The sequence below is a fragment of the Pseudomonas sp. 9_2_1 genome (assembly GCF_059295275.1).
On sequence record NZ_CM181239.1, the window covers coordinates 3,380,544 to 3,392,840 of the forward strand.

Genomic DNA, 12,297 nt, shown 5'->3' on the forward strand with positions numbered 1-12,297 from the left:
AGGAAACCCCATGACAGACCCACTGGACCTCTCGGTACTCATCCCCGCCAGGAACGAGGTCGACAACCTGCCGTCACTGCTGATGGAAATTCGCAGTGCACTGGCGGCCGAAAACTATGAAGTACTGGTAGTCGATGACGGCAGCAGCGACCGCACCGTAAGCGTACTGCAGCAACTGAAAAGCCAGGGCTACAGGCAACTGCGCATCCTCCGTCACGACCGTTCGCTGGGCCAGAGCACTTCGCTGTGGCATGCCGCACAGGCGGCCCGCGGGCATTGGTTGGCGACCCTGGACGGCGACGGCCAGAACGACCCGGCCGACATCCCCGGCATGCTCGCCCTGGTGCGCGCGAACCAGGACTTGGCCGGCGGCGTCAAGCTGGTGGCCGGGCACCGGGTGAACCGCCGCGACAGCGCCAGCAAGCGCTGGGCCTCGCGGTTTGCCAATGGCCTGCGCAGCCGCCTGCTCAAGGACGCCACGCCCGATACCGGCTGCGGGCTGAAACTGATCGAGCGCGCTGCGTTCCTGCGTCTGCCCTACTTCGACCACATGCACCGTTTCATCCCGGCGCTGATTCTGCGCCACAACGGCCGCATGCTGGTGCACCCGGTCAACCACCGGCCACGTCATGCCGGCGTTTCCAAGTATGGCAACCTCGACCGCGCCCTGGTTGGCATCCTCGACCTGTTCGGGGTGTGGTGGCTGATCCGCCGCACGCGCCTGGACACGCGCCCGCAGGAGCTTGAAGGATGACCCGCGAGACCCTGTGGCTGATCATCGGCTTCGCCGGCCAGACGGTGTTCACCGGGCGCTTCGTGTTGCAGTGGCTGTACAGCGAATTCAAGCGCCGCAGCGTGATACCCGTAGGTTTCTGGTACCTGAGCATGCTCGGCAGCGCGTTGCTGCTGACCTACGCCATCTACCGGCAAGACCCGGTATTCATCATCGGCCAGAGCTTCGGCTTTCTGGTCTACCTGCGCAACCTGCAATTGATCGCCCGCCAGCAGGCACAGAAGGAATAGACCTTGGCAAACTTCAAGACGCTCAGGGCCGAACGCTGGGCCCTGATCGCCCTCGCGGTGCTGCTGGTGGGCGCAGGTATCGGCTGGCGCCAGCCGATGAATGTCGATGAAGAACGCTTTCTCGGCGTGGCCCTGGAAATGCTGCAAAGCGGCAACTGGTTCATCCCCCACCGGGCAGCGGAAATCTATGGCGACAAGCCGCCGCTGTTCATGTGGACCGTGGCCTTGTTCAGCTACCTGAGCGGCTCGCCCAAGGTCGCGCTGTACCTGCCTGGGCTGCTGTCGGCAGCGACCATCACCTGGGTGTTGCACGACCTCGGGCGACGCCTGTGGAACCGGCGCATCGGCGTGATTGCCGCGTTGCTGTTCCTGGCCACGTACCAGAGCTACAGCATCCTGCGCACCGGACAGATCGACAGTTTTCTGTGCCTGTGGGTGGCGCTGGGCTTTTACGGTATGGTCCGCCACCTGCTGCTAGGGCCGGCCTGGGGCTGGTTCTACCTGGCTTGCGCAGCCATGGGCCTGGGCATCATCAGCAAAGGGGTGGGCTTTGTTCCGGCACTGATGCTGCTGCCCTACGCCTGGGCGGTGCGTCAGCGTTGGGGCGGCGTGGTCGCCATGCGGGGCCAGGGTTGGCGCTGGAGCCTGGGGCTGCTGTGCCTGCTGGCCGGTTGCGCAGTCTGGTTGCTGCCGCTGCTGGTGTCGATTGCCCAGGGTGGTGGAGCGGCAGAGGTGGCCTACCTGAAGGAAATCCTGTTGCGTCAAACCGCCAGCCGCTATGCCAACGCCTGGGACCATCGCGAACCCTTCTGGTACTTCTTCGTCAAGGTCATTCCCAAGTACTGGCTGCCGCTGATCCTGGCCCTGCCCTGGCTGGTACCGGCGTGGCGCCGGCAATTGCAAAAACACGACGGCCGCTACCTGCTGCTGCTGGGTTGGGTGGCACTGGTGCTGCTGTTTTTCAGCCTCAGCAGTGGCAAGCGCAAGCTGTACATCTTCCCGGCGCTGCCAGGCCTGGTGCTGGCCATGGCGCCGCTGGTGCCGTGGTTGCTCAAGCGCTGGTTGCAGCAGCGGCCAGGCTGGCGCAAGGCGTTTACCACCGTGGCTCTGGTATGGTTTGCGCTGTGGTTTGCCCGCGGTTTCATCGAGCCCGTCAAGGAAGGCCGTAACCCGCACGACACGCTGATGAGCGAAGCCGCACGCGCCACTGGCGGCGCCGAACTGGTACTGGTGAACTGGCGCGAAGGGCACTGGCTGTTTGCCCGGCAACCCATCGTGCACTTCGGTTTTACCGGCCAGTCCAGGGCCGATTCTGCCGCTTACTGGCTGCGTCAGAATCCGGCGGCCTTTGCCCTGATCCCGGCCACGGAACTGGGCCGCTGCTTCAGCGCCGACAAGGCGCGCAAGCTGGGCGAAACCTCGCGGGCCGAGTGGTATGTGGTCGGCGCCGATGCCGACAATGGCCAGTGCCAGGCCGCTGCCCCTCACAACGTGTATCGCTTTGCCTGGGCCACAATGCCCGAGGGCCTGCACGCAGCAGCACAGGTCTCCGGGCAATAAGCTGAACTCAGGGTGTGGCGGCGGTCACAGGTGGATCAAGCTGCAACACCTCGTTGGTGTACGCCCACTCCTTCTGTACCAGGTCGGGGTGGTCGTTCAGGCGCATGCCGTACGACGGAATGATCTGCTTGATCTTCGCCTGCCACTCAGGCGATGCCAGCTTGTCCTTGAACACTTTGTTCAGTACATCGAGCATGATCGGTGGTGCAGTCGAGGCGCCCGGTGACGCGCCGAGCAAGCCGGCGATGCTGCCGTCCCTGGACACCACCACTTCCGTACCCAGCTTGAGAACGCCCCCCAACGCCTGGTCTTTCTTGATGATCTGCACCCGCTGGCCCGCCTGCCACAGCCGCCAGTCGCCCTGCTTGGCCTCGGGGAAGTAGGTGCGCAGCGCCTCGAAGCGGTCATCGTCGGATTGAAGTACTTGGCCGATCAGGTACTGCACCAGGTCGAACTCGCGTACCCCTACCCGCACCATCGGCCAGGCGTTGTGCACGCTGGTGCTGGCCAGCAGGTCGAGCAACGAGCCTTGCTTGAGGAACTTGGTCGAGAAGGTGGCGAACGGCCCGAACAGGATCATGCGCTTGCCATCGAGCACCCGCGTGTCCAGGTGAGGCACCGACATCGGTGGTGCGCCGGTGGCGGCAATGCCGTAGGCCTTGGCCATGTGGCGCTGGGCGATGGCCGGATTGTCAGTGACCAGAAACGAACCCCCGACCGGAAAGCCGGCATAGTCCTTGGCTTCGTCGATGCCCGACTTCTGCAGCAGTGGCAACGCCGCGCCGCCTGCGCCAATGAACAGGAACTTGGCGTCGGTGGCCGCCTTGCTGCCATCCTTGAGGTTCTTGTATTCCACATGCCACGACCCGTCATCGTTGCGGGTGATGTCTTGTACTTCGCTGGACAGCTTCAGGTCGAAGTTCGGCCGTGTCTGCAGGTAGCCCACGTATTGCCGGGTGATTTCGCCAAAGTTGACGTCGGTACCGATCGGCGTCCAGGTTACCGCCAGCTTCTGGTTGGGGTCGCGGCCTTCCATCATCAACGGTACCCACTTGCGGATCTGCTCGTGGTCTTCGGAATACTGCATGGGCTTGAACAGCGGGCTGGCCTGCAGCGCCTCGTAGCGCTTTTTCAGGAAGCGGATATTGTCATCGCCCCACACAAAGCTCATGTGCGGGGTGGTATTGATAAACGAGTGCGGGTTCTTCAATACGCCCTGCTTCACCTGCCAGGCGAGAAACTGACGCGTGACCTGGAACGACTCGTTGATCTCCACCGCCTTGCTGATATCGACCTTGCCGTCTTTTTCCGGGGTGTAGTTGAGTTCCGCCAGTGCCGAGTGCCCGGTACCGGCGTTGTTCCAGCCGTTGGAGCTTTCTTCGGCCACCTTGTCCAGGCGCTCGACCATTTCCATCGACCAGCCCGGCTCCAGCTCGTTTAGCCAGACGGCCAGGGTTGAACTCATGATGCCGCCACCCACCAGCATCACATCGACCTTTCTGGTTTCCGCTGCCTGGGCATTGAACATGCCCAGCGCCAGCGCCAGGCCGGCCAGCGCCAGTTCCGGCTTGATGGTGATCTTCATAACCTCTCCCGTACCTTGTTGCTATCCGTAAATGTCCAGCCACAAGCTTAGCTGACGGATTTAGTCGGGTTTGCGCGGCGATAATTACGACGGGCTGCCTACTCTGAGCTTGCAATCGGGCGCTTCTCAAAATACTGTATGAATATTCAGTATCGCGAGCCAGTGCCATGCAACTCATCGCCAAACTCGGCATCCTCGCCGACGCCGCCAAGTACGACGCCTCCTGCGCCAGCAGTGGCGCGCCCAAGCGCAATTCACGTGGTGGCGACGGGCTGGGGGCGACCAACGGCATGGGCATCTGTCACAGCTACACACCCGATGGCCGCTGCGTATCCCTGCTGAAGATACTGCTGACCAACTTTTGCCTGTACGACTGCCAGTACTGCGTGAACCGCCGCTCCAGCAACGTGCCGCGCGCCCGCTTCAGCCCTGAAGAGGTAGTGCGCCTGACCCTGGACTTCTACCGCCGCAATTGCATCAGCGGGCTGTTTCTCAGCTCCGGCATCATACGCTCGGCGGACTACACCATGGAGCAGCTGATCCGCGTGGCTCGGCTGTTGCGCGAAGAGCACAACTTCCGCGGCTACATTCACCTGAAGACCATCCCCGATGCCGACCCGCTGCTGATCGAGGAGGCCGGTCGCCTGGCCGACCGCCTCAGCGTCAACATCGAACTGCCCACCGATGCCAGCCTCAAGCGCTTGGCGCCGGAAAAGCACGCACATACCATTCGCCAGGCCATGGGCGTGATCCATCAGGGCCAGCAGGCGGTCGCCAACGAGCCCAAGGCGCCACGCTTCACTCCCGCCGGGCAGAGCACCCAGGTCATCGTTGGCGCCGACAGCACTGACGACAGCACCTTGCTGCGCAATTCCGAATCGCTGTATCAGGGTTATGGCCTGAAGCGTGTGTACTACTCAGCGTTCAGTCCGATCCCCGACAGCCCCGGCAGTGTGCCCCTGGCCGCGCCGCCACTGCTGCGCGAGCACCGCCTGTACCAGGCTGACTTCCTGCTGCGTGGCTACGGCTACAAGGCGGGCGAATTGCTCGGCCAGGTTGGCAACCTGGCTCTGGACATCGATCCCAAGCTGGCATGGGCACTGGCCAACCGCGATGTCTTCCCGCTGGACGTAAACCGCGCTGAACCCGCCCTGCTGGCGCGCATTCCGGGTATCGGCCTGCGCAGCGTGCAGCGCCTGGTTGCGCTGCGGCGGGAACGGCGCATTCGCTACGACGACCTGATCCAGCTGCGCTGCGTGCTGGAAAAGGCCCGGCCTTTCATCGTCACCAGCGACTACCGCCCGCAGCAGGCCGAGCTGCGCAGCGGGCTGCTGCGGGCGCGGTTGCGTGAACCGCAAGCGCCGGTGCAGATGGGGTTGTGGGGGTGATTGCGCTCGACTGCGCAGACCTGTTCGCCACCTGGCGCGAGCAGGCGCGGTCATTGTTGGGGCACGGCATTGACCCCTCGCAAGTGACCTGGTCGCAAGGGCCGATGGCGGACTTGCTGGCGGTACCGGCTGCGCTCCCGCCAGGCCCCGGTCCGTTCCGGGCCAAGGTCCCGGCGGCACTGCTGGGCCAGCTGGAGCAGGCTTCGCGCTACCGGGGCGAACAACGCTGGAACCTTTTGTACGAGGTACTGTGGCGCGTGGCCCATGGCGACCGCACCGCGATGCTGGCCGGTGACCGCCTGGGCAGCGAACTGCAGCGGCGGATCAAGCAGGTCAGCCGTGAGGCGCATCACCTGCATGCCTTTGTGCGCTTCGTACCGCTGCCTGAGGAGCTGGTCGAGCACTTGCAGCTGGATCTGGTGGCCTATCACGAGCCGGCGCACGATATTCTGCAAAGCGCCAGCCCACACTTCGCCGATCGCCTGGGGCGGTTGCGCTGGTTGATCGCAACCCCGCAGGACGGTATCCGTTTCGACGGCCAGGCCTTCGATTACCAGCGCCAGTGCCCCGAGGCCTGGCGCCAGTGGGCACGCAACGCCGAAGACCCGGGCGCCGAGCTATGGCGCACTTATTACCGTCATACCTTCAACCCCGCCCGCCTCAACCCCGATGCCCTGCGCCTGCACATGCCCGGCCGTTTCTGGCGGCATTTGCCGGAAGGCATGCTGATACCCCAGCTCGAAGGCCTGGCGCGCCAGGGCAAGCAACGGGATGGGCAAGCCCTGGAAGTGGCGTCCCAGGCCGGTAAACAGATCAACAAGCCTGCACTGCGCTTCACCAAGACATGATGGGCATGCAAGATGCCGGGCATATCCTTACGAACAGTTCGCATTCGCGACTCCAATTGCTCGATGGCTTGCGTACAGTAGTTCAGCGGTTTCACTCGCTCTTCCGTTTGCTTGAGCTACTCCTTGAATCGCTTATAGACTGGCCTGCGGGGTTGGCGTCAGCTTGTGCGACTGCTGCAACAACCCACGCGGTAGCTTGAAGTCTTTGAAAGGTTCTTGCGTGATGGGGTTAAAGGCCTTCGCGGCGTTCAGTCGATAGCGCATCACACCATCGCCGGTGCGGAAGCTCAGGTCCACGCTGGTAGCCGTGCGCCCATTGAGCGAGCCACGGCTGAGCAAGCGGAACATCGACCACGGCCCTCTGTACTCCAGGCTGCTGCTATTGCCGTTCTGCCTGAGCAAAGTCAGGTTGCTACGCACCTGCGGCCCCAAGGTATTGGGCCAGACGATGCCAGTGATCTGGCGCGGGCCATGGGTGTAGGAAATCAACTGGCCGTCCAGGTCCAACAAGCTTGTGCGTTGGTTGGCACTCAGCCCCAGCGGTTCGATGCTGAACTGCACGCTCAGGTTGCCGCGCTGATCGAAGAACGTTTCGCGGATGCGGTCTGCCCGCTCCAGCTGTTCGATCACGTCGCTGCGAATCAACGAGCGCCCTTTCTGGCCGGCCTGCAGGGCTTCAAGGTTGTCCTTCAGGAAGACCTTCAGGTACTGATCATTGAACTGCTGCAGCCGCCCCTTCGGCCCGAAGAACGCCTCGAAGTCATCCAGGGACGCGTCGGGCGCCCTGGCTACGAAGGGATAGCGCCCAGCCAGTCGCTGCTGGAAGAAGCTGTACACCTCGGCATCCCAGCGCCGCTCCAGCTCGCGCAGGGCTTCGATGTTGAGCACTTGTGCCGTTTGATCGGCCAGTTTCCTGACTTGGTGGTTGACCGGCTCTGGCAAGCCAGTAGAGACTCGCTGCAAGGTGCCAATTGGATCCTGCCCCGTCATCGAGAAACGTTGATGCACAGCCTGGAGTGCAGCTTTTCCTCTGTCGGGGCTGCCCTGCACCGCCTTGGCGTAGTCATGCACAGCGGTAATGGCGCCAAGGGTTTCATCGTAATAGCTCGGTTTCTCACCCGTTGCCTGCAACATGGCGCTCAGCCCTGCAAAGGCACGCTGGATAGCCCAGGCCTGTTGTTGCTCTGGCTTACTGCCTTTGGGCAATACCGCTTTGGCTTCGTCCCCGGCGTCGACAACTCTAGTCGATGAAAGCGAGGTATTGTCCTTCACCGTATCCAGCAGCCGATGCAGCGGCGCCGCAGGGCCGGTCAACTGCTGCAGGATCGTGACGCCATGGTCCAGGTCGAGGAAGTCAGCTACCGAGAAGGCGTTCAGGGCACGGCGCCAACTGTCGATGAAATCGGCGCTATACAAGTTGCGCAGCCGTTCGCTCAGCGCCTCCCGGTCCGCATCCGAGTAATCGAGTTGACCACGCTCACCCAGCGCCCATTGGTCGATCATTGCCATATCGGCGAAGCTCTGGCTGCGTGGCTCGAAGTACTCCTTGAAGCCCTTGGCAGTGAGCATCGGCGGCAGCAGGATAGCACCGCCCTTTCCGGCGCCGATGGTCGGCTGATACACCACATCGAAGGCCGGCCCGACCTGATGACGAAGGTCCAACCCGGTGTGCAATTGCTCACCAGCCTGCTGCTTGAGGCCAGCATAAACCCGCTCGGCTAACGGCACCTTGCGCAAGGCCTCCTGGACCACGGCGATACGCTGGGTGTACTGCGGTAGGTCAGCATCGGCATAGACCAGAGCGTACTTCAGATGCCGCATGAGGTCGCGTTGCAGTTGGCCTTGGCCGGGAAATTTCTGCTGCCACTGGCGAGCCATCCACTCTTCCACCCATCCAGGCCGCCGGTTCTGGCGGTCTTCCAGCATGCGGTAAACCCTCAGGGCGGCCATTTGCTGTTCACTGCCTGGCGGCGCCGCCTCCATGGCGTCGATCACGCCACTGGCCAAGGCCGGCAAGAATCGCTTGGAGAGCAAGCTGAGGTAGGCCTCATCGACACGCGGGCCGATGACCCGGCCCTGATACACGCCAAAATCGGAAACACCCGGCCATGCGGCGCGATAGTCGCCAAACACCGATACCGCATCGCGGATCTGGTCCAGCGGCTCCAGCAGATTGCGGCCGCTTGGATCCAGGCGCTGATCCACTTCATGATGGCTGTACTCCCTGCTTTTAGCGAGCACGCTGGCTGCCTTGGCGGCATTGATATCGGAGTAGCGTTGCCAGCTGGCGATGGCGACACAGAAAGCCAGAATGCCTACCCCGGACCCGACCCACAGCAACTGACGCTTGTTGCGCGCCACCTTGATGTTGTCCCCGGCAAGTCCAGCTTCCTTATAGATGATGCGCCCGAACGCATGCTGGATGAAGTACGCCAGCGCCTTGCCTTGCACCTTACCCTCAAGGAGAGGGAGCTTCGTTTTGTAGGGTTGCGCTGCCTCGCGCACGAACGCATTGAGCATGTCACCTTGCTGGATGACCGAGGACCAATACACACCCCGTACCAATGCCGGCGTGGTGTAGCGATCACTTGCCAGGGTTTCTTTCAAGAAGCCCAGCAGTATTGGACGCAAGCCGATCAACTGGGTATGCAATGAGAACAGGCGCGCTCGCTGTGGAGCACTGTCCAACGCATCGAGTCGGTGTACCACCTGCTCAAATATCTGGTTGATCAACTGCTCGTAGTGATTGCCATACTCCTTCAGCCAAGCGTCGAACGTGCCGATCGCATCCAGCCTGAACGTAAAGCCGAACATTTTTTCGCGCATGGAAACGGAAAGGCCGGCATAGAGCTGGTCGAAACCATCCAATAAATCGAACTTGGTCAGCACCACGTACAGCGGCAGGCGGGAGCCCAACTGACTGCTTACCTCGTACAGACGAGTGCGTAGCACATGCGCCAACGCAACACGCTCCCCAGGCGTGCCATGCAGCAACGCAGGCAAGTCAACAACCAGCAACACGCCATTGAGGGCTCTCTGGCTGCGGTTGCGCAATAGCCAGTCCAACAGGTGCTGCCACAGCCTGGCCGGGGTTTCAGGTGGTAGTTGTGGTGCGCCTGAGTCGTCAGTGGGCGAGCCTGCGAGCGACTCCTGCCTGATGAAAGCCCCTGGCGGATCAATGATCGCCGCATCATTGCTGACCCACCAGCCTATCGGGAAAGCCAGCGGTTGTGCCTGCCTGCCCCGGGCCTGCGCCTTATCGATTCGGGTCAGCGAAAAGCTCTGTTCCGTGCGGTCGATTAAGCTGGACTTGCCGGCATGCTGGTCGCCTATGACCAAGTACCAGGGCAACCGATACAAGGCACGTCGCCCTCCTGCGCTATCAAGAAATCGCGACAGCCCTTGGTCCAAGGCCTTCTCTTGTGCACGGACCAACGGCAATACGCTGTCCAGTTCAGCGGCCACCGCCTGCTTGCGTTCTGCCTGCAGGCGGAGGTAGCGCCAACGCAGCACAACAATCCAGTACAGCAGCGGCACCAACACGAGCACCAGGCTGACCAGACTACGATGCGCCGTGCTGACCAAGGGGCGCTGTTCACGCCACTCCCACTGAGGCCCGAGCCACCAGATGGCAACCAGCATCAGCACGGTACCCAGCACAACCATTAATGGCATGGCCAAGCCGATCCGAGTCACCAGGGGTAAGCCCCGACGTTTCAATAGCTTCCATAGTTGATTCATGGAGAGTTCCAGTCCTTGTTTTGATCGGCCAATGCTTGGGGGGAGGCATGCTGTTGCAGTCGTTGAAACACATCCGGCTCCCAGGCACTGGCCGTGGTTTGCTGCATGGTCCGGGCGACACTGGCGCACAAGTCCTGGGCCAACCAGGACACACCGCGTGCAGCCAGCAGGTCAGCGGCGATCACTGTGGTATGGCAACGCTCCCGAGGACCTCGAAGATCAGCCTGCATTCCCTGCAACCTGAGCAGAACGGGCTCCACGCCACCGGCTTCCAACTGGCTGGATAATTCCTCGCGCAGGGTGGCGAACTCCTGGGAGCAGGCCCCCTGCTCGGACGGACCTTGCGCCCCTTTGAGCCAGGCCAGGCTTTGGTCATCGATAAACGCTCGACCATCGCTAAAGCACAGCGGCTGCAGTGCGGGTAACCGCTGAACGAACCGAGCGGTCGCCGCACGGATAGCCTCAGCCACTTCGCCCATCGCCAGGCGTGAAGCGGCGGTTGCAGCGAGAAAGCTGCCGCGAACCCAGTAGGGACAAGCCGTCACGCTTTTTTCGATGCGCTGGAGCAATGCAGCATCGATCGCCGTCCCGGCGACCGCATCCTCATAATCACCGGCAATGTCCTGCGGAACCGCCATCAATTCAGTGCGGTTACCTTGGTTGGCTGGAGGCGCAGCCTGAATGTGCCCCCACAGACCAAAACGGCGCAGTTGATAGCCGACCGGGTCGTACGGGTCCTGCTGGTTGATAAGCTCGGCCATGTTCAACACAGCCCTGCGGGTTTCGCGCTCGTTGCCAATCGACACACGTGGCATCGGCGTTGCGATGACATCAGCCAGCGGCACTGGCTTTATGTTTGACTCTGGCGCCTTGGGTGCTGCAACCTCGCCAACGCCATTGGCAAGGTCGGCGTATTTGCTCAGCGAGCGCTCAAGCTCGACAAGCGCAGCTACATCCAATTGTACCGGTCCCTGCTGCTGTAGCAGGCGCTCAAGCGCACCTCGCGCAGCAGTTGCATACCCTGGGTTGAAGGTGAAGCGGTCGAGCCTCGGCAACGCGTCGATCAAGCGTTTCAGAGCCAGGCTCACCAATTTGCGCTTGCCGATGAAGCCTGTTGGGCCCGGTTTGGGGTAAGCAGGCTCCCAATAGCCTTCGACCATACCGGCCAGCAACTCCAGCGTGAAACTCCAGCGTTGCCAACAACCACTACGCAGCCAGGCCGCACCAAGGTGCGCGACGATTCGCAAGTGCTTGCATTGCCGCGCCAAGTATTGGCAGGACGCTTCTTCGATGTACGCCCAGTCGATCGTGGGTTCCTGCAGACCTCCGAGTTTGACCATCTCTTGGTCGATAGCCTGGTAGGTTTCGTCCTCGACATCGAACAAACCCGCCGGGGCTGCGGTATCAATCGGTGCAAGCAGCCGGACGATGACCTCGGCCTGCCCCAGCGCTACCACCGACATGAACGTCGCACCTGGCTGATTAGCGCGTCCAGGCCTTCGGCATCAAACGCCAGCCCGTCGACGGCCCTGTGACCGCTCACCACTTCAATGCGCTGAGCACCGATCATTTGTTTGATCTGCTCGATGGCTGGTATACCCCTGCCAGCATCCAGTACCTGACCATTTTCCCTTACCTGCCACGCGGTTTCGCTGGTAGACCAGCCCTGCCCCTTTATCCGCACATTGACACGGCTCGCTTCGACTGGCCGGTTGGTAATCAGTTGCAGCCTGGAGATGTTCTGTATGCAGCTGATAGCCAAATAAGACCGCTCCCCAACTGAAGCTATGGCAGGGGCTGAAATGACCAGTTCATCCTCAGCGTCCGCCACGCCTCCCAGGTTTCCCAGGCGAAAGGTCAGGTCTTCCGGCACCCTGCCAACCTCATTGGTCATGACACGCATGACACTGGGCGCCTCTTGCTCGGGAGCAGACCACCGAGTGATGGCTATCACTCGCGCGGGAGTTGCTGCGGCTTCGTCAAAACAAGCCAAACGCTCAAGATTGGACACTATCCGGGGGCAGTCTCTTGAGGGATGTGCCTGAGAGGGTGCCAGACAAAACAGCAATGTAAATCCAGCACTACAGGCAGAGCGGCGCATTATCACAATCACATTCTCTTATTCGATAGTACAGATGCACTAGTGACCAAC

At 61.9% G+C, this 12,297-nt stretch carries 9 protein-coding genes; 5 read left to right on the forward strand and 4 right to left on the reverse strand.

Annotated elements, in window-relative coordinates; genetic code table 11:
* The first annotated feature begins 10 nt into the window (after positions 1 to 10).
* From AC5O5I_RS15185 to AC5O5I_RS15195, 3 genes are read left to right on the forward strand one after another with little or no spacing between them, the layout of a single operon-like run.
* Positions 11 to 754 (forward strand): glycosyltransferase family 2 protein, encoded by a 744-nt coding sequence (locus AC5O5I_RS15185; protein ID WP_172287039.1) that lies wholly within the window; start codon positions 11 to 13, stop codon positions 752 to 754.
* Entirely contained in the window at positions 751 to 1,023 is a 273-nt protein-coding gene (locus AC5O5I_RS15190; protein ID WP_494511065.1) for a lipid-A-disaccharide synthase N-terminal domain-containing protein, read from the forward strand. Before AC5O5I_RS15185 ends, AC5O5I_RS15190 begins: the two co-directional genes overlap by 4 nt.
* A 3-nt stretch (positions 1,024 to 1,026) precedes the next feature.
* Positions 1,027 to 2,583: an ArnT family glycosyltransferase gene (locus tag AC5O5I_RS15195; RefSeq protein ID WP_494511066.1), complete on the forward strand. Its 1,557-nt coding sequence runs from the start codon at positions 1,027 to 1,029 to the stop codon at positions 2,581 to 2,583.
* A 7-nt stretch (positions 2,584 to 2,590) separates the two neighbouring features.
* On the opposite strand, the gene mqo is transcribed toward AC5O5I_RS15195, so the two are convergent.
* Positions 2,591 to 4,168 (reverse strand): malate dehydrogenase (quinone), encoded by a 1,578-nt coding sequence (gene mqo / locus AC5O5I_RS15200; protein ID WP_172230586.1) that lies wholly within the window; start codon positions 4,166 to 4,168, stop codon positions 2,591 to 2,593.
* Positions 4,169 to 4,335: 167 nt separating this feature from the next.
* On the opposite strand from mqo, the gene AC5O5I_RS15205 reads away from it, so the two are divergent.
* Both AC5O5I_RS15205 and AC5O5I_RS15210 read left to right on the forward strand, forming a co-directional pair.
* Positions 4,336 to 5,556: a putative DNA modification/repair radical SAM protein gene (locus AC5O5I_RS15205; RefSeq protein WP_172288022.1), complete on the forward strand. Its 1,221-nt coding sequence runs from the start codon at positions 4,336 to 4,338 to the stop codon at positions 5,554 to 5,556.
* Positions 5,547 to 6,404 (forward strand): TIGR03915 family putative DNA repair protein, encoded by an 858-nt coding sequence (locus AC5O5I_RS15210; protein WP_494511067.1) that lies wholly within the window; start codon positions 5,547 to 5,549, stop codon positions 6,402 to 6,404. The genes AC5O5I_RS15205 and AC5O5I_RS15210 overlap by 10 nt, the downstream gene beginning before the upstream one ends.
* 132 nt (positions 6,405 to 6,536) lie before the next feature.
* Here AC5O5I_RS15210 and tssM read toward each other — a convergent pair whose 3' ends face one another.
* The 3 genes from tssM to vasI are packed head-to-tail and all read right to left on the reverse strand — an operon-like array spanning position 6,537 to position 12,246.
* The gene (tssM, locus tag AC5O5I_RS15215; protein WP_494512766.1) at positions 6,537 to 10,145 is read right to left on the reverse strand and encodes a type VI secretion system membrane subunit TssM; all 3,609 of its coding nucleotides are present in this window, start codon (positions 10,143 to 10,145) and stop codon (positions 6,537 to 6,539) included.
* Positions 10,142 to 11,608: a type VI secretion system protein TssA gene (gene tssA, locus AC5O5I_RS15220; protein WP_494511068.1), complete on the reverse strand. Its 1,467-nt coding sequence runs from the start codon at positions 11,606 to 11,608 to the stop codon at positions 10,142 to 10,144. The genes tssM and tssA overlap by 4 nt, the downstream gene beginning before the upstream one ends.
* Positions 11,596 to 12,246 carry a type VI secretion system-associated protein VasI gene (gene vasI / locus AC5O5I_RS15225; RefSeq protein ID WP_494511069.1) on the reverse strand — a complete coding sequence of 217 codons (651 nt, stop codon included), beginning with the start codon at positions 12,244 to 12,246 and terminating at the stop codon, positions 11,596 to 11,598. The genes tssA and vasI overlap by 13 nt, the downstream gene beginning before the upstream one ends.
* Between the last annotated feature and the right edge of the window lie 51 nt (positions 12,247 to 12,297).

Bases quoted from the DNA above. Each gene is read 5' to 3' on its own strand.
- AC5O5I_RS15185 (WP_172287039.1), top strand. From the start codon at position 11: ATGACAGACCCACTGGACCTCTCGGTACTCATCCCCGCCAGGAACGAG.
- AC5O5I_RS15190 (WP_494511065.1), top strand. From the start codon at position 751: ATGACCCGCGAGACCCTGTGGCTGATCATCGGCTTCGCCGGCCAGACG.
- mqo (WP_172230586.1), bottom strand. From the start codon at position 4,168: ATGAAGATCACCATCAAGCCGGAACTGGCGCTGGCCGGCCTGGCGCTG.
- AC5O5I_RS15205 (WP_172288022.1), top strand. From the start codon at position 4,336: ATGCAACTCATCGCCAAACTCGGCATCCTCGCCGACGCCGCCAAGTAC.
- tssM (WP_494512766.1), bottom strand. From the start codon at position 10,145: ATGAATCAACTATGGAAGCTATTGAAACGTCGGGGCTTACCCCTGGTG.
- tssA (WP_494511068.1), bottom strand. From the start codon at position 11,608: ATGTCGGTGGTAGCGCTGGGGCAGGCCGAGGTCATCGTCCGGCTGCTT.
- vasI (WP_494511069.1), bottom strand. From the start codon at position 12,246: ATGCGCCGCTCTGCCTGTAGTGCTGGATTTACATTGCTGTTTTGTCTG.